17 protein-coding genes are annotated in these 22002 nt (G+C 70.4%); 7 read left to right on the top strand and 10 right to left on the bottom strand.

The features are described 5' to 3' along the window. The first annotated feature begins 42 nt into the window (after positions 1 to 42). From glmS to EYW40_RS17105, 3 genes are all read left to right on the top strand, one after another. On the top strand, positions 43 to 1896 hold the full coding sequence (gene glmS / locus EYW40_RS17095; protein ID WP_135822870.1) for a glutamine--fructose-6-phosphate transaminase (isomerizing): 1854 nt from the start codon (positions 43 to 45) through the stop codon (positions 1894 to 1896). A 13-nt stretch (positions 1897 to 1909) separates the two neighbouring features. Continuing rightward, positions 1910 to 2197, top strand: a complete 288-nt coding sequence (locus EYW40_RS17100; RefSeq protein WP_135822871.1) for a hypothetical protein — start codon at positions 1910 to 1912, stop codon at positions 2195 to 2197. 70 nt (positions 2198 to 2267) lie between these two features. Then, the gene (locus EYW40_RS17105) at positions 2268 to 3680 is read left to right on the top strand and encodes a sulfatase (RefSeq protein ID WP_135822872.1); all 1413 of its coding nucleotides are present in this window, start codon (positions 2268 to 2270) and stop codon (positions 3678 to 3680) included. 25 nt (positions 3681 to 3705) lie between these two features. On the opposite strand, the gene EYW40_RS17110 is transcribed toward EYW40_RS17105, so the two are convergent. Together EYW40_RS17110 and EYW40_RS17115 are read right to left on the bottom strand one after the other, a co-directional pair. Beyond that, the gene (locus EYW40_RS17110) at positions 3706 to 5496 is read right to left on the bottom strand and encodes a hypothetical protein (RefSeq protein ID WP_135822873.1); all 1791 of its coding nucleotides are present in this window, start codon (positions 5494 to 5496) and stop codon (positions 3706 to 3708) included. Then, the gene (locus EYW40_RS17115) at positions 5493 to 6587 is read right to left on the bottom strand and encodes a glycosyltransferase family 4 protein (protein ID WP_135822874.1); all 1095 of its coding nucleotides are present in this window, start codon (positions 6585 to 6587) and stop codon (positions 5493 to 5495) included. The genes EYW40_RS17110 and EYW40_RS17115 overlap by 4 nt, the downstream gene beginning before the upstream one ends. Before the next feature lie 165 nt (positions 6588 to 6752). Here EYW40_RS17115 and EYW40_RS17120 point away from each other — a divergent pair, with 165 nt between their 5' ends. Together EYW40_RS17120 and EYW40_RS17125 are read left to right on the top strand one after the other, a co-directional pair. Beyond that, a complete protein-coding gene (locus EYW40_RS17120; protein WP_135822875.1) occupies positions 6753 to 7688 on the top strand; it encodes an alkaline phosphatase family protein in 936 nt (311 codons plus the stop codon). A 2-nt stretch (positions 7689 to 7690) separates the two neighbouring features. Further along, complete coding sequence (locus tag EYW40_RS17125) at positions 7691 to 8968, top strand: sulfatase-like hydrolase/transferase (protein WP_135822876.1); 1278 nt, start codon at positions 7691 to 7693, stop codon at positions 8966 to 8968. A gap of 45 nt (positions 8969 to 9013) precedes the next feature. Here the strand turns inward: EYW40_RS17125 and EYW40_RS17130 are convergent, their stop codons facing one another. From EYW40_RS17130 to EYW40_RS17140, 3 genes are all read right to left on the bottom strand, one after another. Next, entirely contained in the window at positions 9014 to 10267 is a 1254-nt protein-coding gene (locus EYW40_RS17130) for an RNA-guided endonuclease InsQ/TnpB family protein (RefSeq protein ID WP_135822877.1), read from the bottom strand. Between the two features lie 225 nt (positions 10268 to 10492). Continuing rightward, positions 10493 to 10765 (bottom strand): hypothetical protein, encoded by a 273-nt coding sequence (locus EYW40_RS17135; RefSeq protein ID WP_237560633.1) that lies wholly within the window; start codon positions 10763 to 10765, stop codon positions 10493 to 10495. Between the two features lie 2 nt (positions 10766 to 10767). Continuing rightward, a complete protein-coding gene (locus tag EYW40_RS17140) occupies positions 10768 to 13467 on the bottom strand; it encodes a hypothetical protein (RefSeq protein ID WP_135822878.1) in 2700 nt (899 codons plus the stop codon). 423 nt (positions 13468 to 13890) lie between these two features. Here EYW40_RS17140 and EYW40_RS17145 point away from each other — a divergent pair, with 423 nt between their 5' ends. Continuing rightward, positions 13891 to 15363: a flippase gene (locus EYW40_RS17145; protein ID WP_135822879.1), complete on the top strand. Its 1473-nt coding sequence runs from the start codon at positions 13891 to 13893 to the stop codon at positions 15361 to 15363. A gap of 27 nt (positions 15364 to 15390) precedes the next feature. Here the strand turns inward: EYW40_RS17145 and EYW40_RS17150 are convergent, their stop codons facing one another. The 4 genes from EYW40_RS17150 to EYW40_RS17165 form a co-directional block, all read right to left on the bottom strand. Further along, on the bottom strand, positions 15391 to 16479 hold the full coding sequence (locus EYW40_RS17150) for a Gfo/Idh/MocA family protein (RefSeq protein WP_135822880.1): 1089 nt from the start codon (positions 16477 to 16479) through the stop codon (positions 15391 to 15393). Between the two features lie 63 nt (positions 16480 to 16542). Continuing rightward, positions 16543 to 18189: a twin-arginine translocation signal domain-containing protein gene (locus EYW40_RS17155; protein WP_135822881.1), complete on the bottom strand. Its 1647-nt coding sequence runs from the start codon at positions 18187 to 18189 to the stop codon at positions 16543 to 16545. A gap of 89 nt (positions 18190 to 18278) precedes the next feature. Beyond that, the gene (locus EYW40_RS17160) at positions 18279 to 18833 is read right to left on the bottom strand and encodes a metal-dependent hydrolase (protein WP_237560634.1); all 555 of its coding nucleotides are present in this window, start codon (positions 18831 to 18833) and stop codon (positions 18279 to 18281) included. After that, positions 18830 to 19849 (bottom strand): DUF1616 domain-containing protein, encoded by a 1020-nt coding sequence (locus EYW40_RS17165; protein ID WP_135822882.1) that lies wholly within the window; start codon positions 19847 to 19849, stop codon positions 18830 to 18832. Before EYW40_RS17165 ends, EYW40_RS17160 begins: the two co-directional genes overlap by 4 nt. Positions 19850 to 20409: 560 nt before the next feature. On the opposite strand from EYW40_RS17165, the gene EYW40_RS17170 reads away from it, so the two are divergent. Next, positions 20410 to 20643, top strand: a complete 234-nt coding sequence (locus tag EYW40_RS17170) for a hypothetical protein (RefSeq protein WP_135822883.1) — start codon at positions 20410 to 20412, stop codon at positions 20641 to 20643. Between the two features lie 39 nt (positions 20644 to 20682). On the opposite strand, the gene EYW40_RS17175 is transcribed toward EYW40_RS17170, so the two are convergent. After that, the gene (locus EYW40_RS17175) at positions 20683 to 21948 is read right to left on the bottom strand and encodes a YyaL domain-containing protein (protein WP_135822884.1); all 1266 of its coding nucleotides are present in this window, start codon (positions 21946 to 21948) and stop codon (positions 20683 to 20685) included. Positions 21949 to 22002 lie beyond the last annotated feature (54 nt).

A 22002-nucleotide genomic window follows, 5' to 3' on the forward strand; every position in this document is an offset into this window, starting at 1 on the left:
CGGCAGCCGCGCCGCGGCCACGCCCCACGAACACGAACAGCGATGTGTGGAATAACCGCGCACGTCGGCGGCGACGAGGCGGTCGAGGACCTGCTCGTCGGCCTGGAGAACCTGGAGTACCGCGGCTACGACTCCGCCGGCGTCGCCGTGAAGAACGGCCACGGGATCGACGTCTGCAAGCGCCAGGGCGAGATCTCACAGCTCAAGGACCGCATCCGCGGCGAACTGAGCGGGGGCCACGTCGGCATCGGCCATACGCGGTGGAGCACCCACGGGCCGCCGACCGACGAGAACGCACACCCCCACACGGACTGCACCGGCGAGGTCGCGGTCGTGCACAACGGCATCATCGAGAACTACGGGGAACTCAAACGCGGGCTGGAGCGGGCCGGCCACGGCTTCGACAGCGACACCGACACGGAGGTCGTCCCGCACCTCGTCGAGGAGTACCGCGACGAGGGGCTGTCGCCCGAGGCCGCCTTCCGGCGGACGATCCGCCGGCTGGAGGGGAGCTACGCCGTCGCGATGGTCGTCGACGGGTCGGACGCCGTCTACGCCACCCGGAACGGCTCCCCGCTCGTGATGGGCGTGAGCGGCGACCGCCGGTTCCTCGCCAGCGACGCGCCGGCGTTCCTGACGTTCACCGACCGCGTCGTCTACCTGGAGGACGGCGACGTGGTCGCGGTCGAACCCGGCGGCCACCGGATAACCGACCTCGACGGCAACCCGGTGGAGCGACCCCCCGAGACCGTCGACTGGGTCGCCGAGGACGCCGAGAAGGGCGGCTACGACCACTACATGCTGAAGGAGATCCACGAACAGCCGGCGGCCCTCGCCCAGACGCTGCAGGGGCGGATCGACGGACAGTCGGCGTCGGACGACGCCGCGTCGTCCGGGGTCGGCCGCGACGCCGTCAGCCTGACGGAGTTCCCGCCGGGGTCGTTCGGGAACGTCGAGGAGGTCCAGTTCGTCGCCTGTGGCACCTCCTACCACGCCGCGCTGTACGCGACGCGCGTGCTCGCCAGCCGCGGGATCCACGCGTCGGCGTACCGCGCGGGGGAGTACGCGACCAGCCCGGCCCCCATCGGGGACGGGAGCCTCGTCGTCGGCGTGACCCAGAGCGGCGAGACCGCCGACACGCTCGAATCGCTCCGGGTCGCGACCAGACGGGGGGCGCGGACCCTCGCCGTGACCAACGTCGTCGGGAGCACGGCCGCCCGCGAGTGCGACGACGCGCTGTTCATCCGGGCCGGGCCGGAGATCGGCGTCGCCGCGACGAAGACGTTCTCCTCGCAGGTGGCGACGCTGACGCTGCTCGGCGAGCGGATCGTCCGCGACGTGACCGGGCTGGCGAGCGACGAGGTCGGCGACCTGCTCGACTCGCTCGCGGCGCTCGGCGACGACGTCCGGCGCGTCGTCGACGGGAGCGGGGCCGAGGACGTCGCCGACAGGTACGTCGGCCGGCCGTCGTACTTCTTCATCGGCCGGGACGTCGGCTACCCGGTGGCGCTGGAGGGGGCGCTGAAGTTCAAGGAGATCACCTACGAGCACGCCGAGGGATTCGCCGCGGGCGAACTCAAGCACGGCCCGCTTGCGCTGGTGACCGAGGAGACGCCGGTGTTTGCCGTGTTCACCGGCCGCCACGACGAGAAGACGCTGAGCAACGTCGAGCAGGTCCAGGCCCGCGGCGCGCCGGTGATCGCCGTCGCGAGCGAGGACCACGACGCCGCGCTCGACGTCGCCGACGAGGCGCTGACCTACCCCGCGGCGGCCCCGGAGGCGGCGGCCGTCCTCGCGAACGTCCAGCTCCAGCTCGTCGCCTACCACGTCGCGAACCGGCTCGACAGGGCGATCGACAAGCCGCGGAACCTGGCAAAGAGCGTGACGGTCGAATGAGAGGGGTGTAACCGTGTCGAACCCGACCGGCGGCGAGCGGGGCGACGACGCCGACGTGCGCGTCGACTGGTACAGCGGCGGCTCCGGGGACCGGGTCGCGGTCGGGATCGACGCCGGCGAGGTGCGGCTGGCGGTCACGTTCCCGGTGACGGCGTCCCGGGCCGACCTCGAGGCCGTGTTCGCGGAACGGGACCGGGAGCTCGACCACTACTTCGAGGCGCTGGCCCGGGTCCGCAGCAACTACCGGCAGGGCCGCGTCGAGGTCGACGCCGGGGACGTGACGACCGTCGACGACCGGTAGCCGACCGGCCGGCACCGTCGGCGGCGTAGGCCGGGCATTACTAACCCCCGTTGTGGCGACGCCACAGGCGATGGCAGACCGGCCGAACATCATCTGGCTCACGATGGAGAGCACGCGGGCCGACCACACCTCGCTCCACGGGTACGAGCGGGACACGACGCCCGAACTGCGCCGGATCGCGGCGTCGGACGACGGGCGGGCGTTCTCGCGGTGTTTCTCCCACGGCGTCTGGACGCTCGCCTCCAGCGCCTCGATCCTGTCGGGGACGTACCCCTCCCACCACGACACCGGGATGGAGAGCGACGCGTTCCCCGACGAACTGGACACGGCCCCCGAACGGCTCCGGGACGCCGGCTACCACACCGCCTGCCTCTCCCCGAACTCCCACCTGAGTTCGGCGACGAACCTGGACCGCGGGTTCGAGCAGTTCGAGTGGCTGAGCAAGTCGTCGCTGTACGACGTCGCCGGGCCGCGGACGCTGGCGAAGTACGCCGCGAACCTGTGGCGACACAGCGCCGGGCTGACGACCGACACGGCGAAACACAGCACCGGCTACGTGATCACCGACGTGGTCAAGCGCTGGCTGCGGTCGTTCGCGGGCGACGACGAGCCGTTCTTCCTCTACGCCCACTACGGCGACCCGCACCACGCCTACTACCCGCCGCTGCCGTACCACGACGCCTTCACCGACGACATCGAGTTCTCGGCCGACGAGGCCGCCGAACTGGCGCTGGACCACCACGACGACCTGAACGAACTCATCGCGCGTGGCTGCCCGTTCTCGGACGCCGAGTGGGCCGCGCTGCTGGCGATGTACGACGCGGAGATCGCCTACACCGACGAACTGATCGGCCACGTGTTCGACTACGCGACCGACCGGCTTGACCTGGACGACACCGTGTTCGTGGTCACGGCCGACCACGGCGAACTGTTCGGCGAGGGGGGGATGCTCGCCCACAAGGTCGTCGTCGACGACGCCGTCACCCACGTCCCCGCGGTCGTCCACGGGCTCGACGCGCTGACCGACCACGACGGGGAGCTGGTCCAGCACGCCGACCTGATGGAGACGGTCCTCGCGGCGGTCGGGGCCGACACCGACGGGATGCAGGGCGTCGACCTGCGGACGAACCGGCGGGAGCACGCGGTCCTCCAGCGCGGGTGGAAGCGGGCGAAGAAGAACCTCGACACGTTCCGCGAGTTCGACCCGTCGTTCGACGTCGACGCCTACCACGAGGGCCAGCTACACGCGCTCCGCACGGCCGAATACAAGTACCAGCGCGGCGAGGACGGGGCCGAGCTGTTCGAACTCCCGGACGAGACGCGGGACGTGGCCGACGACCGGCCGGAGGTCGCCGCCGAACTCGACCGGACGCTGACGGAGTGGCTGGAGACGGCGGGCGCGCCGGTCTCCGACGAGCGCCGGGAGGGGAGCTTCTCCGACGAGATGCGCGACCAGCTCGCGGACCTGGGCTACATCGAGTGAGCCGGGAGGCGGCCGCCGGCCGCGCTCAGCCGCCGCTGACGTAGTAGAGGTCGACCTCGCCGTTCGCCCGGACGCGGTGGACGCCGTCGTACTGCTCCAGCCTGGCGAGGTCGCGCTCGCTGTACTGGATGCCCCGGTAGGCGGTCGTCTCGCGCTGGCGGTCGAACTCGGTCAGCACGACGTACCTCCCCTCGCCGTAGTGGCTCGTCAGGTTGCCCCGGAGGACCGGCGGCGGGACGGAGTCGCTGCTCCAGTTCAGCCCCGTCGGCCCGTACACCGCGTGCCGGTACCGCCACGTGGCGTAGCCGACGCCGAGCGGGTCGGCGTCGGAGCCGACCGTCTCGAACGTCGCCTCGTACCCCTCCAGTTGCATCTGGGTCTTCTGCTCGCTCGCCTGGTAGATGAACGGCGACGAGTACAGCGTCGCCGCCGACAGCGCGAGCAGGAGACACACCGCGAGGCCGACGGCCGCGAACCGGCCGCCCGACAGCACCTCGCGGCCGCCGTGGGCCCGGGCGAACTGGACCGCCCCGAGGACCGACACCGCGACCATGATCATGGCGAAGTACCGGAAGAACAGCTCCGAGAGGTTGCCGACGAAGTGGAGGCCGCCGAAGACGCCGAGCGTCAACAGCCCCGCGAACAGGTACCGCACCGCCCGGTCGACGTGGGGGCGCTCGATCCGCCCCCACAGCGTCGCGAGGAAGAGCAGCCCCGCGAGCGCCGACAGCACCGCACTGACGAGGAACAGTTTGACGAATATCTCGCCGATGCCCGAGCCGATGGTCGTCAGCGACGCGCCGCGCTGGTCGACGACGCTGCCCACCGAGGCGTCGCTCGTCCCGAGCAGGAACCCCGACATGCGGACGACGATGGAGCGCATCTGTCGCGTGATCGCGCCGTGGAACGGGATCCAGACCAGAAACGCCGCGGCCGCGACCGCGGTCTGGCCGTACAGCGGCCGCGCCCGCGTCGCGTCCCGGAGCCGCGCCCGGGCGAACTGGAAGGCGGCGACCGTGCCGAAAAAGAGGACCACGACCGCGGCCTGCTGGGGGTGGTACAGCACGACCGACACCGAGGTGAGCGCCAGGAGCGCGCCGGCCCCCGCGAACGTCCCGTGGTCGGGGTCGCCGAACGCGAACTTCACGAGCAGGAACAGCACCAGCGCGAAGAACATGCTGGCCTGCGTGATCGGGTGGGGGTTCAGCGCCGTGACGACGTGGTTGACCGGGACGAGGAAAAACGCCGCGAACGCGCCGATGACGGTTCCGACGGTCGTCCCGGTCAACAGGCGGACGGCGAGCGTGGCGAAGGCGAGATAGAGGACGGCGAAGGCGAGCACGACCAGCATCAGCGAGTGGGTCAGTTCGAACCCGGCGACCTCCGTGAGGAGGACGCCGAAGGAGTGGATCCCGGGGTAGATGATCTCCAGCGGGCTCAACTCGCCGGCGAGCACCTCGCGGGCGTACCCCAGGTGGGTCAGCGAGTCGGCCCCGCCGTAGTAGTGGTAGCCCCGGACCACCGGCAGCCCCGCGACCAGCGTCGTCGCGCCGCCGCCGAGCGCGACGGCGGCCCCCCGCACCCGGCCGGGGCCGGCGAGCAGGGCGACGATCAGCGCGGCGGCGAACGCCACCTCCAGGCCGATCCAGACGGCGAGGGGCGTCCCCGCGTACACCGACTGCTCGTAGCCCGTCGCCGGGTTGCGGTGGGCGACCAGCGTCGCGGCCGCGAGGGCGAGAAAGCAGACGGCCAGGGCCGACCGGAGGAGCGGACCGTCCATCCCCGGGCGGTCCCCGGACCGCGCGGCCCCGGTCATCCCTCCCCCTCCGGGCGGGCGACCGCGCGGTACGTGTCCGTCAGGCGGTCGACCGCCGCCCGCCAGGAGTAGCGCTCGCTGACGGCCTCGCGGTTCGTCCGCCCCATCGCCGCGACGGCGTCCGGGTCGGCGAGCAGGTCCGCAAGCGCCGCCGCCAGGTCGTCGCTGTCGCCGGGGTCGACCAGGACGCCGTTCTCCTCGTCGACGACTTCGGGGATGCTGCCGACGCCGGTCGTCACGACGGCGTTGCCGCCCGCCATCCCCTCCAGCAGGGCGATCGGGAGGCCCTCGCCGTGGGTCGGGAGGACGTATATCGAGGCCGAGTCGAGCAGCGCCCGCTTCTCCGCCTCGGAGACGTAGCCGCGGTAGTCGACGCCGTCGTGGCGCTCGGCCAGCGCCTCGGCGCGGTCCGACAGCGGCCCGTCGCCGGCGATGCTCACGCGGAACGGCGGCGCGCCGTTCCGCTTCAGCGCATCGACCGCGTCGGTCAGTTCGCTGATCCCCTTGCGCTCCACGTGGTTCGAGACGAACGCGACGTGGGGGCGGTCGCCGTCGAACGCGGGGCGGTACTCGTCGGCGTCGACCGCGTTCGGGATGACGACGAGTTTCTCGGGCGACGCCCGGAACGCGAGCACGTCGCGCCAGTACTCCGAGAGGACGACGATCCGGTCGCAGGCCCCGAACACGGCCGACTGGAGCAGGCGGACCGGGAGCGAGGCGTCGACGACGAAGTCGTCGAACGACGAGCCGTGGACGTGGAGGACGACCGGCCGCCGCCAGACCACCGCCGCGAACAGGACGTAGAACGACGCGCGGTAGAACGCGAAGCCGTGCGAGGAGTGGACGTGGACGGCGTCGGGGCGGGACCGGGCGGGGAACAGCGCCGCGTCCCGCAGGGAGACGAGCAGCGCGGCGAGGAACCACCGCCACCCCTCGCCCTCCGGCGTCCCGACGTCGTACACCCGCGGGGCGACCCAGTCCGGCAGCCGTTCCCGCTGTTCCGTCACGTACCTGGCGACCCCGCCGGTGGCGCGGCTCTCCGGCCCGACGACGAGCAGGTCGATACCGTCGGCGCTCGATTCGGCACCCATGCGTTGCTCCCCCCTTTGGGGGAAGTGAACTTATTAAGAAACCGCCTACCGCCCCGCGGACGTGTCTCGCGGGCGAACGGCGGAGCGGCCGGTGGGGCCGCCCGCCCGGCCGCCGGGGCGTTAACTACACATTTACAATGGCCTCGCTCTCCCTACGGAGCACTGATGTACTCGCTCTCGCAGGTGCAACGCGGGGTTCGCCGGGGCCTCTCGAACCCGTCGTTTTTCGGACGGGAGCTGAACCGGCTGTACCACCGCCGCCTCTACCGTCGCCCGTACAACACCGACGGCGTCGACGTGGTCGCCGAGGACTGGGACACGCTGTTGCTGCTGGACGCCTGCCGCTACGACATGTTCCGGCGGATTCACGCCCTCCCCGGCCGGCTGGAGGCCCGCGAGTCGAAGGGGTCGCACACGTCGGAGTTCCTCGCGGCCAACTTCGGCGGGCGGACGCTCCGGGACACCGTCTACGTCACCGCCAGCCCACAGCTGTACCGCCGGCGCGACGAACTCGACGTCGAGTTCCACGACGTCGTCAACGTCTGGCGCGAGGCGGGGTGGGACGAGGACCACGGGACGGTCCGGCCGGAGACGATGGCCGAGCACGTCCGCCGCGCGGTCGAGGAGTACCCGCAAAAGCGGATCATCGGGCACTTCCTGCAGCCCCACTACCCGTTTCTCGACGCCGACGACCGCCTCAACGCCCGCCGGTTCGGCGACGACGAGGGGGCGGCCGACGTGTGGGGTGAGCTGATGCGCGGCCGCCTCGACGCGACCGGCGAGGAGGTGTGGCGCGCCTACGTCCGGAACCTGACCGCCGTCCTCCCGGTGATCGAGGAATTGCTCGCCGAACTCGACGGCCGGACCGTCGTCACGGCCGACCACGGCAACATGGTCGGCGAGCGAGCGTCGCCGGTGCCGATACGCGAGTGGGGCCACCCGCCGGGCGTGTACACGGACCAGCTCGTCCGGGTCCCGTGGCTCGTCTACGAGCACGGCCCGCGGCGGGAGATCACCGAGGGGACGGCCGAGGGCGCGGCCGACGCCGTCGCCGACGACGTCGTCGAGGACAGGCTCCGACAGCTGGGGTACGCCGACTGACCATGCCGGCCGACACGCAACGGGACGTGGTGCTCGTCACGGTCGACTGCTGGCGGCACGACGCGCCCGCGCGGATGCCGAACCTCGCGGCGCTGACGGAAGGGTACGACCGGCGCGACGCGATCTGTCAGGCCCCCGCGACCCGGGGGGCGTTCCCGGCGCTGCTGTCGAGCAAGTACTACCCGCAGGCGTACGCGGGGTTCGACGAGGTGCGCCGGGACGTCGAGTCGCTCCCGGAGGTGCTGTCGGCGGCCGGGTACGAGACCTGCGGGATCGTCGGGTCGAACCCCTTCCTGAGCACCTGGGGCGGGGACTTCGACCGCTTCTGGAACGACCGGATGGACGCCGACGCCGACGACGAGGGGGTCCGCGGGACGCTCCGCGCCGGGGCGTCGCGGCTCCGCCACGCGTACAACTACCTCCGGCTCCGGAGCCGGGTGCCGGCGAGCGAGGTCGCGAGCCGGGGGCGGGAGTGGTACGAGAGCCGGTCGGGCCCGCGGTTCCTCTGGATGCACCTGATGGACGTCCACGTCCCCTTCTTCCCGGGGCTCCGGAAGGGGATGTCGGAGGGGCTGGTCGACGGCTACCGCTCCCACCTGCGGTTCATGCGCGACCCCGACTCGCTGTCGGCCGAGGAATACGACGCCTTAGAGCGGTTCTACTGGCGCTCGGTCGAGCGGCTGGACGAGCAGATAGACGAGGTGCTTGGCTTCCTCGACGACGACGCGCTGGTCGTCATCACCGGCGACCACGGCGAGGAGTTCGACCACGGCGGCTACGGCCACGCGCGCCCGTACGACGAGTGCATCCGGGTCCCCCTGCTCTCCAGCCCCGGCCTGGCCGCGTCGTTCGGCGACCGCGAGACGCTCCGGCACCTCGACGTGCCGGCGACCATCGTCGACGCCGTGGGCTGTGCGGTGCCCGACAGCTGGGAGGGCGCCCCCGGGGACCGCGCCGACCCGTTCCCGGCGTTCACGCTGAACCACTCGCCGCAGTTCGGCCGGACGTACGGGGCCGTCCGCACCGAGCGGTACAAGCTGTTCAAGGCGTTCGACGACGACACCGACGAACTCGTCGGCGCCGAGGCGTACGACCTGCGGGACGACCCCGGGGAGACCCGGAACCTGTACGGCCAGGACCCGCCGGCGACGGTCCGGACGCTCGAATCGCGGCTCGACGGGTTCCTCGACCGCGAGGACATCCGGTCGGGCATCCACGAGGACCCGCGGAACGCCCCGGAGGTCGTCGAGGACAGGCTACAGGCGCTCGGCTACAAATGACATCCTCCGCGCCGTGAACGGCGCGGTTTCCCAAGCGTTGGGATATTATGGTTCGCGGCGCACCTGCCCTTGTGGGGCTACTCGCCCCGTGGACGTATCGAACAAGCGCACCGCTGGCTGTGCCATCCAGCCGTTATCCCTATCTCCCCCGTCACAGGCGAGACTCGGGAGTACCTTCTGTCGAATGTTTTCGGCTCCGTTCACGTCGGCGTTGGCGACCAGTCCACACTCCTCGCAGACGTACAGGCCCCGCTCAACGCGCTGGCTGTCGTCGGTGGTCCCACAGGCGGCACACGACTTCGAGGTATCGCGTTCGTCAACGCGCTCGACACTGATGCCGCGCTCTGCGGCTTTGTATTCCAGCATCTCGGTGAAGCGGTCGAACGCCCACCCGTGCAAGTCCAGATTGCCATGGTCGCCCCAATCAGCACCCTCGCGGATACCAGAGAGGTCGCCAACTGCAATCGTGCTGACGTTCCGGGCGGCGCACTCGGCCACGATGTCTGCCGAGACCGCGTGCAAAAAATGGGTCCGCCGCTGGTCGCGCTTGCGGTCCAGTTGCCGTGCCTTCCGCGAGTCGCTATCGTCGCACTTCGCTCGCTCTTTCTGGAAGTAGTAGTCGTCCTCTTTGAGCGCCCCGCCGGAATACAGCAGAGCTTCGTCACCGACTGCGACCGCCGCGAAGTTGCAGATGCCGAGGTCGATACCAGCAACTCGGTCACCGGAGGCATCGGTGTTCTCGATCTCGACGCCACAGACGATGTGTAACTCCCACTCGTCGTCCGTCCAGACTGCCCGGACCTGCTGGACGTTCTGTACGTCCACATCCGGATTGGCGGCGTACTCACAGAGGATGAAGTCGCTCCGTCCGTCTTTCAGGTTCCGACCTTTCGAGAGTCGAATCTGGTCGTGGTCGGCGTCGTGCTTGAAGCCGTCTTCTTTGAACGTGACCGTTGAACGGGGGTGGTCGTCGCCGTGCTTGCGGTAGCCGGGCGGGTTCGCGTTTTCCGTACCGTTCTCGCGGTGTGCGTACCACGAGTCGAACGCTTCAGTCAATTCTTCGAGAATTGCCTGACTGGATTGTGCGTTCAAATCCGCGTAGCGTTCGTGATTCTTAAGATACGCTTTGAGCGTGCTGTCATCAGGAATCGTGCTGGTTTCATCCCAGACACGGTCACACGTCCACCGGGCGACGTTCCAGAGTTTCGAGGCGGCGAATCCCAGCGAATCGAGATCGGCACGCACCTGCTGATGGTTGCGAATGGACGCAACGTAGGTGCGTGTGACCTGATTCGCCATACAGAGTCTGTTGTATGTGAGAGTGATAAGTAATGGCCTGCCGGAGTGAAAGTGAACGTGGAATATCCGGCCGTGCAGTCTCCGTGGGCGAGATAACCAGGCGTACGCGATTCACGCCCGCCGTGAACGGCGGGATTCTCTCGCTGAATCAAGATAGCTCGTGTCGGAGGGCGTCAGCGGGGGGCGGTCACAGTGTGGGTCGGTCGCGTCGGGGGGCGTCGGCCGTCAGCGCCACTCGCCCACGTCGCAGACGGAGTCGGCGTCCGAGACCATGAACGCGTCCTCCTTCAGCAGGTCCTCGTCCGCGGGGAGGACGATGACGTCGCCGGAGCCGTTGTCCGGGTGGACGACGTCCAGTTCGATCGTCTCGTAGCCGAGGTCGTCGGCCAGGTCGGGGTCCGGCGCGAGCGCCTCGACGTCGCTCGCCGACAGGTCCGGCGACTCGTCGCGCTCCTGAACGTTCGTCGGCCGCCGCGGATCGTTTGTGTCCTCCGACATGGTCACTCCTCGCTCTCGAACTCGACGGCGGCGCTGCCGGTGATCCGGAACGACGTCACGTCGCCGGAGAACCGGTAGCCGTCGATGCCGCCGTTGACCTGCCCGGTCGCGGTGCCTTCCGAGACGACGTCGTTGGCGTTGACCGACCCGGCGTCCGGGTCCTTCGCCAGTTCGCCGCTGACCGAGAACGTGTAGTCGGAGGTCGCGTCGACCTCCCGGCCGTCGATGACCACCTGGTTCGGGTAGTCGGCGGCGTCGGAGCCGTCGGCGTCGCCGAAGTTCGCGGGGTCGACCTGCTCGCCGTCGACGTACACGTCGGCGGGGCCGTCGACCGACAGCGCGGTGACGTCGCCCGCGAAGGCGTAGTCGTCGGTGCCGTGCTGGGCCACCGACCCGGAGGCGGTCGTCCCCTCGACGACGTCCGGATACTCCGCGCCCGTCAGGTTCGCGTTCTCGCCCGGTTCGAGCGCCTCGCCCACGCTGATCTCGTAGGTCGCGCGTTCCGACCCCGTGCTCGCGACCCGGAGGGTCCGCGAGGGGTCGACGTCGTCGGAGCCGTCGTCGGACCCGACGTTCGCGGGGTCGACCTGCTCGCCGTCGACGTACACGTCGGCGGGGCCGTCGACCGACAGCGACGTGACGTCGCCGGCGAACGCGTAGTCGTCGCTGCCGTGCTGGGCGACCGAACCCGAGGCGGTCGTCCCCTCGACGGCGTCGAGGTACTCGGCGTCGGACACGTTCGCGCCGTCGCCGGCCTCGATAGCCTCGCTGACGCCGATTTCGTAGGTCGCGCGTTCCGAACCCGTGCTCGTCACCCGGACGGTCCGCGAGAGGTCGGGGGTGGTGGAGCCGTCGTCCGACCCCGAAGTGTCCTCGGTCGAACCGGAGTCGGTCGAGCCGGAGTCGGAGGTGTCCGAGCCCGAATCGGACGTCCCGGAGTCCGCGGAGCCGAACTGCGAGAGGTCCAGTTGCTCGCCGTTGACGAACACGTCGGCGGGGCCGTCGACGGTGAAGTCGGTGACCTCGCCGTCGAACCGGTAGTTGTCGCTGCCGTACTGGGCGACCGAGCCCGTCCCGGTCGTCCCCTCGACGGCGTCGGCGTACTCGGCGTTGGTCACGTTGGCCTGCAGGCCGGCTTCCAGCGCCTCGCTGACGCTGAACTCGTAGGTCGCACGTTCCGAGCCCGTGCTCTCTACCGTGACGGTGTTGGCGAGGTCCGAACCCCAGGACCCCTCACTCGGATTTCCCGAACCACCGTCCAGCGACGGTGCCGGACAGGTGTCCCCCTTCGTGATGTTCGCCGTGTCGACGCTGCTGTTGCTAACGTTGACGGCCTCCCCGGGGACGTTGATGTTGGAGTCCTGCACCACGCTGCCGTCGGAGTTGTTCAGCTTCACGCCGTCGCGGCCGTCGCCGGTCTGCTGGATGCAGCAGTTCTGGACGACCGTGTTCGGCGAGTCGGGGGCGCTGACCGCCGCGCCGCCGCCCGCGTTGCCGGTGAGGCTCACGCCGTCCATCTTGATCGGGTGGCCGTTGGACTCGCTGCCGATGGAGGCCACGCCGTCGACGTCCTGCTCGATGCGCGTGTTGCGCACGATGACGGACTTGGCGTTGTCCTTGACCTCGATGGGCTCGTTCGGGGCCGGGTGGTCGCGGACGACGATGTCGCAGTTGCGCACCTCGGCGCCGGCGGGCTTGTCGAACTTGCGCTGCTCGATGCGGACCGCGCGCATCGAGTAGGCGTTGCTCTCGTAGCCGCTCTCGCGGGGGCCGGTGTACGTCTCGGGGTCGATCTCGAACGACGCGCCGTCGACGTAGCTCCCCTGGCCGCCGATGCGGACGCCGGCGACGTTGTTGTTGCGGAAGACGCCGCCCTCGACCTGCACCTTCCCGTTGTGCCGGGAGGTGTACATGCCGTTGTTCCCGAACTCCGCGAGGTGGCAGTCGATGACCTTCAGCGTCCCCACGTGGGGCTGGTAGACGCCGATGCCGACGCGGCCGTCGCCGTTCTTGTAGCGGGCCCAGGTCGACCCCTTCTTGGCGACGAGGTTCTTCACCGTCCCGGTCGCGTCGGGGTTGCTGATCGTCACCGTCAGCGCGTTCGTGACCTCGCCGTCGGGGTGGATGCCGCGGCCGACGTACTCGACGTTCTCGACGTGGACGCCGTTCCGGGTGTTGAACCGCAGCCCGGTGACGGTGTTGTCCGCGCGGATGTCGAAGTCGATGTTCTTGAACAGGACCTGGTCGGCGGGGCTGTTCGTGCTGCTGTTGAACATCCGGAAGTTCGACCCCTGCGACGGGACGAACCGGACCTCGCCCTCGCCCAGGAACCCGACGTTGGTGCCGCCGGGCAGCTCGTGGCGTTGGGTGACCTTGTACGTGCCCTCGGGGAACGTGATGAGGGTGTTCTCGCCCATCGCGCTCTCGAGTTCGCTGTCGATGCTCTGACTGCCGGTGTTGTCCGCGCCGTGGTCCTCGACGATGTCGACCGTGCGGTCGAACGAGATGCCGTTCACGCTCGTCTGCGCGGCGGCGCTCCCGGCGGCGGCAGCGGTGCCAAGCGCCGCGGCGGCGGCGCTCCCGGTAAGCTTCAGGTACGACCGGCGGTCGAGCCGGCCACCCTCGGTAACGTCCGCTTTCTCGGCGTCGACGTCGGTAACCTCGTCTTTCGCTCGACGGTCGGCGTCGTTGTCTGATGCCATCGACGGGTAAGCGGCAGGTAACCTGATTAAGGGTTCCGACCGGGTGCACCCCAGTCGGACCCATTCGCGTGGCATTAACTGACCGTTACGTACCAGTTGGTTGCGTCCACCAGCAACACTGTCCTACTCTTCGGAAAGGCGACCCTACCGAGCGGGCGTCCGCGCCACCGTCCCCTCGGGGAACGGAGATGTTCCCATAAGCACGGGAGAGGCCGCGGAAAGACGGCCTTACCGGCGGTAGCGGGAGGTTACGCCGAGGGATGGTCAGGACCGCGGCGGAAGCGGTTGCGCGTTCGGCCCGCTGGCCCCGCGAACGCCCCCGGTAATCGGGGCTTACGGGCCCCGCACGGCCGCCGAGGGGGGCACGGAGCGAAAAGCCGGAGCATAACAAAGACTGGCGGGTGCCTTTGCAGCCGACAGGAGATGTCACTCACCACCCGCATCGCTCGCGGAGCGACGGCGCAGTTGGCCGCGCAGGTGCTTCGGGTCGGGACCAAGGGGCTGGTGATGCTGTTGCTCACGCGGGTGTTCCTGTCGCCCGGGGAGTACGGGCTGCTGTTCTACGCCATCTCGGTGCTCGGGATGGCGGTGCTGCTCGCCAACCTCGGCCTCGCGAAGTCCGGCGCGCGCTACATCGCGGAGTACCACGAGACCGATCCGGGGCAGATACCGCACATCCTCCGGTCGACGCTCGGCTACAACGTCGCGATGATCCTGGTCGTATCCGCCGGGGTCGCGCTCCTTCACGAGCAGGTCGCCGCGGCGCTGAACTCGCCGGAGCTCGGGCCGCTGTTGCTGCTCGGCGCCGGCTACGTCGTCGCGCTCTCGCTCCAGAAGGCCACCACGCTACTGTTCCAGGGGTTCAACCGCGTCAGCTACAGCGCCGCCGTCTCCGTCGTCGGCAACGTCTCGACCGTCGTGTTCATCGTCGCCCTCCTCTCGCTGGGCGCGGGCGTCGGGGGCGCGCTGCTCGGCTACGCCCTCGGGTACGCCGTCGCCGCCGTCGCCGGCCTTTTCGTGCTCTACCGGTGGTTCTACGCGGAGTTCGACGCCGCGGCCGCCCCCGAGGACGGCCTCCCACGCCGGATCCTCGAGTACAGCGTCCCGCTCACCGCCACCCGCGGCGCGAACGTCCTCGACAAGCGGGTCGACACCGTGCTGGTCGGGTTCTTCCTCACCCCGGTCGCGGTCGGGTTCTACACGCTCGGCAAGCAGATCACGGACTTCGTGATCGCCCCGGCGACGTCGCTCGGCTTCGCCGTCTCGCCGGCCTACGGGGAGCGGAAGGCGAACGACGAACTGGACCACGCGGCCCGGATCTACGAGACGACCTTCGAGTACACGCTCGCGCTGTACGTGCCGGCCGCCGCGGGCCTGTTCATCGTCGCCGAGCCGGCGATCAGGCACGTGTTCGGGAGCGACTACCTCGGGGCGGTGCCGGTCCTGCAGGTGTTCAGCCTGTACGTCCTGCTGCGGGCGATCGACAAGATCACCAACGACGGGCTCGACTACCTCGGCCGAGCGCGTGCAAGGGCCATCGTGAAGGGCGCGACGTCCGTGAGCAACTTCGGCCTCAACCTCGTGCTCATCCCCGCGATGGGCGTGGTCGGGGCGGCCGTAGCGACGGTGATGACGTACAGCGCGATGGTCGCCGTCGAACTCTACCTGGTGTACCGCGAGCTCGCGGTGTCGACGGCCCGGCTGCTCCGCGCGGCCGCCCTCGTCGGCGTCGTGACGGTGGGGATGGTAGCCGCGGTCGCACCGCTTTCCTCGTACATCTCGGGCGTCGCGACGCTGGCCGGCGTCGTCCTCGTCGGCGTCGGCGTCTGGGGCGCGCTCGCGACCACCGCGGGGCTCGTCGACGTCGGCCAGCTCCGCTCGGCGATCGCCTCGTAGCGCCGCGAAAAAAGTCGTCGGGACGCGTTACTGCACCGCGGCCGGCCGCTCCTCGCGCGTGGTGTCGCGGATCGTCTCCGTGATGCGCGTCGCCCAGACCGCACGCGCCAGCGACTCCGACTGGCCCGCGCCGTCCGCTATCGCCTCGGCCTCGGCGTCGATGAGGTAGTAGTGGGGCTTCGTCGTCCGCTGGTGCTCCCAGCCCGCGTCGAACTGCCCTTTCGCCACGGTCGTCGCGTTCTCGACGGTGCCGCCGATGCGGTCGACCACCCGGTCGACGTTGTTCAGCGCGCGGTTTATCGACGAGCCGCGGTAGTTACGCGGGAGTTCGACGAGCGTCTGGGAGGTCAGGTCGACGGTCAGGGACTTCTCCTCGCCGTGGACGTGGACGACCCGCTGGGGGACGGTGCCCGACAGCATCTTCACCGAGCAGAGCGCGTCCCCCTCGGACGCGTACTGGACCTGCACGTTGTCGTACGCGAACTCGCCGCCGTAGTCGTCGACGAGCGTGGTGACGGCCTGGACGGAGTCCCCGTCGACCGGGTAGCCGCCGACCCCGAGCGCGAGGTACAGCGGGTGCGGGAACCCCTCCTCGAACTCGCCGCCGGGCAGGTCGAACGCCCACGAGCCGCGGTGTTTCTCGTCCGGCGCGGTGAGTCCGGTAAACACCACGTCGACGCCCCGGACCGCCCCGAGGTCGCCGTCGCGGATCTGCGCCAGCGCCTTCCGCATCGCCGGGTCGTAGAGGTGCTGGTGGACGACGGCGACCCGGACGCCGTGTTGCCGCGCCGTCTCGGCCAGCTCCTCGGCCTCCTCGATGGTCTCGGTGACGGGTTTCTCGATGAGCACCGGGACGCCCGCCTCGATGGCCTTCCGCGCCAGCGGGAGGTGGGTCTGGACGGAGGTACAGACGTGGACCCAGTCCAGGTCGGCCGCCGCGAGCAGTTCGTCCACGTCGGTGTACGCGTCGATGCCGTAGTCGCGTGCGACCTCCGTGGCGCGCTCCTCGTCGATGTCACAGACCGCGACGAGTTCCGTCCGGGGACAGTCGTCGAGCCCGCTGAGATGCACCTGCGAAACGGTCCCGGCCCCGATCACCGCTGATTGCAACGTCATGTATCGTAGACGACCCGGCCGCCGATGATTGTTATTCGCGCCCTGACCGGAGTAGCAGGTCGCTTACTCCTCGAGCGACCGCCGGGAGAGGACCTCCTTCAGCACGCCGCCCGGACCGATGCCCGTGATGGCGATTATCGGGTCGCTGACCCCGCCCATGTCCGCGTATTCGGCCTCGATGCAGAACGTCTCGTCCCGGTCGATGAAGCCGGGGAACCGGTCGAGCAGCGCGTCGACGTCGCCGACGGCGTCGAGCAGCTGCATGGCGTCGAGGCGGACCAGGCAGCCGGACGGCGGCTCGGGGGTCGGCCGGACGAGGATCGGATAGCGGCTGGCCAGTAGGGTGCAGTTCCGGAGCGTGCAGTTCGGCGACCGGGAGACGTACAGCCCGTCGCGGTTCTCGCCGCGCTGGTCGATCCGGACGTTCGACACCACGGTCTCGGGCCGCTCGACGATCCAGACCGCGTAGCCGGTGGCGGCGCTGCCCCCGATCTGCACGTTCTCGATCCGGCCGCCGTGGGGGGCCGGCGGCGGCTGGTACTGCTTTCCGCCGGTGGGTGCCTTGGCGAGGATCGCCGTGCTCCCGTCGGAGTCGACGATGACCGTCGACGACTCGACGGTGAACTCGCCGCCGTTGTTGCCGACCGCGATCCCCGGGGAGCCGGGCGCGTCGCGGACGGCGACGTGGGTGTCCCGGACCGCGACCCCGGCGGTGTCCATCTGCCCGCTCTCGATCCGGACGCCGCGGGGGTTGAGGTAGTCGCCGGGGGCGTTCGGCCCGCCGACGTCGCCGACGTCGACCTCTATCGTCGCGCCCGTGAGCGTGCTCCCCTCGCTCCCGAGGCGGACCTGCGAGATGTCGTTGTTGCGGAACACGCCGCCCTCGACGGAGACGACGCCGTTCGTCCGGCTGGCGTAGATGCCGTTGTTCGGGAACTCCTCCAGCCGGCAGTCGACCAGCCGGACCGAGCCGCGGTGGCTCGGCCCGATGTAGATGCCGACGCGGCCGTCGCCGTGGTTGTACGTCCCGATCCGGCCGCCCTCGCGGGCGACGAACCGCTCGACGACGCCCTCGCCGTCGGGCGAGCGCACGATGGGGAGGAAGGCGCTGCCCACGGGGACGTTGCCGCCCTCGCCCCGCGGCCGGCTCCCCTCGCGGATCCCGCGGCCGACGACCCGCACGTCCCGGACGTCGAGGCCGTCGGAGACGCCGAGTTTGAGCGTCGGCGCGCAGTTGTCCGCCGACGCGTCGACCCGGACGTTCCGGAACAGCAGGTCCCGGCCGCGGTCGACGACGATCCACTTGCCGTTGTGGCCGGCCGGGGCCTCGAAGGTGACGTCGCCGTCGCCCACGATCCCGAGGTGCTCCCGCTCGAAGACGCGGTTCGTCTCCTCGAACCGGTAGGTCCCCGCGGGGAACCGGAGGAGCGTGTCGTCGCCGGCGGCCTCCCGGAACGCGTCGTCGCAGGGCTCCGACCCGTCGGGGTCACAGCCGGCGTCCTCGACCATGTCGACGACGGTCCCGTACTCCTCGGCGAGCGCGTCCGCGTCCGGTTCCTCCGGCGTCGGGAGCGTCCCGTCCGGGTCCTGCGGGGGGGCCCCCGGCGTCGGGGCCGTCGTCCCCTCGCCGGACGGGTCGTTCCAGCATCCGGCGAGGGTCGCGGTCGCGCCCGTCCCGGCGAGCAGTTTCAGGTACGTGCGACGGTTCATCGCTGACTACACGGTACTAGTCGGCTTGGGCACCATTGTTATGGCGGGCGTTCCCCCGGTAAGTCGGCGCTTCGGGCGCGCGGGCCGCGCTACCGGGGGACCCCCGGGAGGCCGTCGGCGACCCACAGCGCCGCCGCCAGCAGGAGCACGGCCGCCTCGGCGAGCAGGTAGAGCCGCCCGACGGGCGTGGCGAGGAACGCGCCGAAATCGCCCCATAACGCCGCGACGCGGGCGATCAGCGCCGTCCCCTCGCGCGACGGACGGGAGACGAGCGGCCAGAGCAGGAAGCCGACCCGGAGCCGACCGCCGAGCGAGTTGAACAGCACGTCGCCGGCGAGATGCGAGAGGTAGCCGACGCCGAAGGCGAGGCCGACCCCGGGGACGCCGGCCCGGGCGGCCAGCGCCCCGCCGACGGCGACCGCGGGGACGGCGAAAAACACCGAGTGGCCGAGCGAGAGGCCGCTCGGGAGGACGCCCAGCCACCAGGCGAGGGGCTTGTCGATCAGGTCTGGGAGTTGGGTCGCGACGGCGAGGACGACCGCCTCGACGCCGGTCGGGGCGCGGGCCGCGGAGAGCCGAACGCTCGGGGAGAACAGCAGGTAGCCGACGGCCAAGTGCTCCCAGGGCCACATCGACCGCGTCACTCACCCCACGCGACGTCGATCGAGAGGTAGACGCTCTCGTACGCGGTCCCGTTGCTCACGGTCCCGGGCGCGTCGCCCCGGTAGAGGTAGTACGTGAGCCGGAGGTCGTCGCCGACCAGTTCCGGCGCGGCGGCGTGGCGCTGCCGCCACATCTCCCCGGGCCCGACGGTCGCCCCGAACCGGTCCAGTTCCTGCCGTTCGAGGACCCGGACCCCCTCGGCGGTCGGCTCGACCCGCTCGACGACGGCGACGACGGTGTAGTTCGTCTCGCTCCCCTCGCTGTTCTCCACGCTGACGACCAGGTCCGTCGTCTCCCCCCTCGTGAGGTTCGTGTCGTAACCGTCGGCCTCCAGCCCGCCCGACTCGTTCTCGGTGAGGAGGGCGATGGAGCTGTACGACTCGCCGTCCTGCGGGGCCGCGAGCGCGTAGCCCATCGTCCCCGCGGCGAGGAGGACGCTCAGGACCAGCACGGCGTTGACGACCCCGACGGACCGCCGGTCGGTGCCGAGCACCGCCCCCCGGAGTTCGGCGGCCCACCGTGCGGCCGGCACCCGGAACCGGGCGTCCGCCGGGATGCGCATGCGCCGCACCGCCGCCACCGCGGCACCGAGACAGACCGCGCCCACGAACACGGCGACGACCGCGGGCGCGGCGAGCGCGAGTGGCGACGCCGCGATAGCCAGCGTCAGCAGGGGCAGGACGGCCACGCTCATCCCGAAGGCGAGCGCGGCGCGCTCGACGCCGTCGACCCCCGCGGGCGCGTCGTCGGCGCGGCCGGCGAGGAACCGGTCGGGCGTCGCGGCGTCCGGCCGCCCCGGGAACGCGGCGGCGACGACGACGTACCCCGGGAGGAACAGCAGGAGCGGCACCCCGACCGCGGCGCGCAGGAGGGCCGGCCCCACCCCGGCGAACACGACGACGCCGGCGACGAGCGCGAACCCGACGGCGACGACGAGGTCGAGCGGGAGACGGCCCAGCCGACTCCGGGGGGAGTCGTTCGTCCTCCGGTACTTCATCCGGCTCTGTGCGGCGGGGACGGGCGATGTCGGAGCTGTACGGGCGCGTCGTCGACTCGGTCCGGCATGCTGTACTCTGCGTTCGCTTGCCCCGTCGGAAGCTTTGTTATACTGACCCTACGGCACCCGCCGCGGCGCGCGCCGGCCGCGGGCGACGCCGGCCGCTCGCTCGCCGTCGCCGCCGAGGGCCGTCCGCAGGGCCGGCATCCGCCCGGAAGACGGCTAGTAAGCCGTCGTTACTCGTCGATATCGGCCGCGTACGGGACGCAACGCGTCTCGGCTCGGGCGTCGCTGAACCGGCCGGGGTTCCTGTCAGGATAAGTCCCGTTTACCGGTGGTTGGTAAGTACGTGGGACGGGATCGATCGTAGCCGGTATCCATCCCGCAACGACGCTCCCCGAGGTGGGTGGTAGGCCGCCAGAACCCTTATCCCGGTAAGGGCCGCCTGCCGTAGATATGACGCGACCGCCCGCCGCCGACCGTCGACGGATCGCAGGGCCTACCGACCGGAAACACGAGCTTATCCCCCGCACCGACGGGGGACGCGGGGGCCGGTAGCGATGTCCGAGCACGCCCCCCAGGAGACCGTGCGCGTGGAGTGGGCCAAGCAGGACACCGACCCGGACCTGACGGCCGACCTCGACTACCGGCTCGACGACTGGGAGGTCGTCGACGCCCGCACCGCCGGCGGCGAGCAGCTGATGTTCCTGCCCAACGACGAGGAGCTGATCAAGGAGGAGGCGTTCATCGTCGCCGACCCCGACTCGGTCCGCGACCTCGGCGAGAGCGTCTGACCGACGGGCGATCACCGGGAAACAGTAAGAGCGAGTATATCAGTTCTCACCGACCGGCGCGCCAGAGATCCGCTGTGCGGTCAGGTACTCCGACATCGCGTAGGCCATCCACGCCTGGCACCACCGCATGAGCGTGATGCGCTTCGTGTAGAACCGCCCCTTTCTGAAGTAGAACCGCCCGTCGCCCGCGTAGAGGTTCCGCAGCGTCCACCGGAGGATCCGCTCGGCGACGTCCAGTTCGCCCGCGTAGGTGAACACGAGGATCCCCTGGGCGGCGGCGTGGATGTCCCGCGGGTACGCGTTCTCCTCGTCGAACCGCGGCGCGCCGTCGGCCTCGAACAGGCCGCGGTAGAACGACAGCGCGCGGTCGACCGTATCGTCGTAGCGCGACGACCCCGTGAGCGAGCGGTACTGCTGGAACGCCTCGACGACGAAGCCGTTGTGGTGGCTGTCCATCGACAGGTGCGACGCGTCGGCCGGCTCCCGGTAGTGCCAGCCGCCGACGTCGGTCTGGAGCCGCGCGATGTGGTCGAGTATCTTCGTCGCGCGGTCGAGCAACACGCGGTCCCCGAAGAAGTCGTACAGTTCGACGAGGATGCGGGCGCCGAGCGCGCCCGCGTTGATGGTGTAGTAGTCGTCGGAGTGGTTCATGTGGTAGTTGATGATGGCGCCGTCGCCGCCGTCGACCTCGCGGTAGTCGAGGTCGTCGGTGACGAACGCCGCGGCGGTGCGGGCCATCTCCGGGTACCGCGAGTCGATGTCCGCGCCGGCGAGCAGCGCCTTCACCCCGTAGGAGGTCGACACCACGTCGGGGTCGTTCGGGACGCCGCGGCCGTCGAGGTGCTGGATCTCGTGGTTGTGGCCGCCGCAGTAGCCGCTGTACCCCCGCGACCGGTTCTCGACGAGCCAGTCGAGGAGGTCGCGGGCCTCCGCCAGGTAGTTGGCCCCGTCCGCGGGGTCGTAGTCGATGTCGGTCGTGAGGCGGTCGAAGTTCAGGTTCGTCATGGCGAACAGCGCCGTCCCCTTGTAGTTGCGGCGCTGCTCGACGAGGAACAGCGGGCGGACGTTGACGGGGGCGCGCTTTATCGTCTCCTGGAACGCGAGGTTGACCCACTTGTTGTCGACCGGGAGCGCCCGCCGGATCCGGCTCGACATGCCGTCGCCGTAGTCCCAGCCGGTGTAGTCGCGGCGGCGGGCGTACGCGAGCGTGTCCCGCAGGACGCGGAGCACGGTCGGGCCGTTCGACCGGGCGCGGTCCGCGGAGCGGTGCGTCTCGTGTGTCGCGTTCGGTGATTGCAGGGTCATGGAAGGGTGCGTCTCGTCGGCGTGCGCTCCGCCCGAAAACCGGGGTTCACAGTG

Origin of the sequence: Halostella litorea (assembly GCF_004785955.1) — an archaeon.
Lineage (GTDB): Archaea > Halobacteriota > Halobacteria > Halobacteriales > Natronoarchaeaceae > Halostella > Halostella litorea.

What these genes read in the sequence shown, in the direction of transcription:
- glmS (WP_135822870.1), top strand. Translation starts at nt 43, where the DNA reads ATGTGTGGAATAACCGCGCACGTCGGCGGCGACGAGGCGGTCGAGGAC.
- EYW40_RS17105 (WP_135822872.1), top strand. Translation starts at nt 2,268, where the DNA reads ATGGCAGACCGGCCGAACATCATCTGGCTCACGATGGAGAGCACGCGG.
- EYW40_RS17110 (WP_135822873.1), bottom strand. Translation starts at nt 5,496, where the DNA reads ATGACCGGGGCCGCGCGGTCCGGGGACCGCCCGGGGATGGACGGTCCG.
- EYW40_RS17115 (WP_135822874.1), bottom strand. Translation starts at nt 6,587, where the DNA reads ATGGGTGCCGAATCGAGCGCCGACGGTATCGACCTGCTCGTCGTCGGG.
- EYW40_RS17120 (WP_135822875.1), top strand. Translation starts at nt 6,753, where the DNA reads ATGTACTCGCTCTCGCAGGTGCAACGCGGGGTTCGCCGGGGCCTCTCG.
- EYW40_RS17125 (WP_135822876.1), top strand. Translation starts at nt 7,691, where the DNA reads ATGCCGGCCGACACGCAACGGGACGTGGTGCTCGTCACGGTCGACTGC.
- EYW40_RS17130 (WP_135822877.1), bottom strand. Translation starts at nt 10,267, where the DNA reads ATGGCGAATCAGGTCACACGCACCTACGTTGCGTCCATTCGCAACCAT.
- EYW40_RS17135 (WP_237560633.1), bottom strand. Translation starts at nt 10,765, where the DNA reads ATGTCGGAGGACACAAACGATCCGCGGCGGCCGACGAACGTTCAGGAG.
- EYW40_RS17140 (WP_135822878.1), bottom strand. Translation starts at nt 13,467, where the DNA reads ATGGCATCAGACAACGACGCCGACCGTCGAGCGAAAGACGAGGTTACC.
- EYW40_RS17145 (WP_135822879.1), top strand. Translation starts at nt 13,891, where the DNA reads ATGTCACTCACCACCCGCATCGCTCGCGGAGCGACGGCGCAGTTGGCC.
- EYW40_RS17150 (WP_135822880.1), bottom strand. Translation starts at nt 16,479, where the DNA reads ATGACGTTGCAATCAGCGGTGATCGGGGCCGGGACCGTTTCGCAGGTG.
- EYW40_RS17155 (WP_135822881.1), bottom strand. Translation starts at nt 18,189, where the DNA reads ATGAACCGTCGCACGTACCTGAAACTGCTCGCCGGGACGGGCGCGACC.
- EYW40_RS17165 (WP_135822882.1), bottom strand. Translation starts at nt 19,849, where the DNA reads ATGAAGTACCGGAGGACGAACGACTCCCCCCGGAGTCGGCTGGGCCGT.
- EYW40_RS17170 (WP_135822883.1), top strand. Translation starts at nt 20,410, where the DNA reads ATGTCCGAGCACGCCCCCCAGGAGACCGTGCGCGTGGAGTGGGCCAAG.
- EYW40_RS17175 (WP_135822884.1), bottom strand. Translation starts at nt 21,948, where the DNA reads ATGACCCTGCAATCACCGAACGCGACACACGAGACGCACCGCTCCGCG.